The 396-nt window shown below is 70.2% G+C and carries 1 pseudogene; it reads left to right on the forward strand.

What is annotated here, in order from left to right:
* Positions 1–396: pseudogene (locus IH48_RS0132470) on the forward strand (hypothetical protein); the annotation flags it as partial.

Genomic DNA, 396 nt, shown 5'->3' on the forward strand with positions numbered 1-396 from the left:
CGACAAGTCCCTGATCGGCGAGGTCACCCGGAGCGACGGCACCAAGCAGCTCACCGTCGCCGGCTGGCCGATGTACCGCTACGCCAAGGACACCGAGGCCGGGGACACCAAGGGCGAGGGCGTGGGCGGCAAGTGGTTCGCCACGGCCGCCGACGGCAAGAAGGCGACGCTGCCGGGCCTCTCCGTCCGCAAGGACGCCAAGCTCGGCGACATCGTCGTCGACAGAAACGGCAGGACCGTCTACCGCTTCATGAAGGACCAGGCCTGGCCCGTCTCCAAGTCGGCCTGCACCGGCGCCTGCCTGGAGAAGTGGCCGGTCGTCGCCCCGGTCGAGGAGGCGGACACCAAGGGCGTCGTGAAGAAGGGCCTGATGCCGTTCACCCGCCCCGACGGCGC

This window comes from Streptomyces sp. NRRL F-5126 (genome assembly GCF_000721265.1).
Taxonomy (GTDB): Bacteria; Actinomycetota; Actinomycetes; order Streptomycetales; family Streptomycetaceae; genus Streptomyces.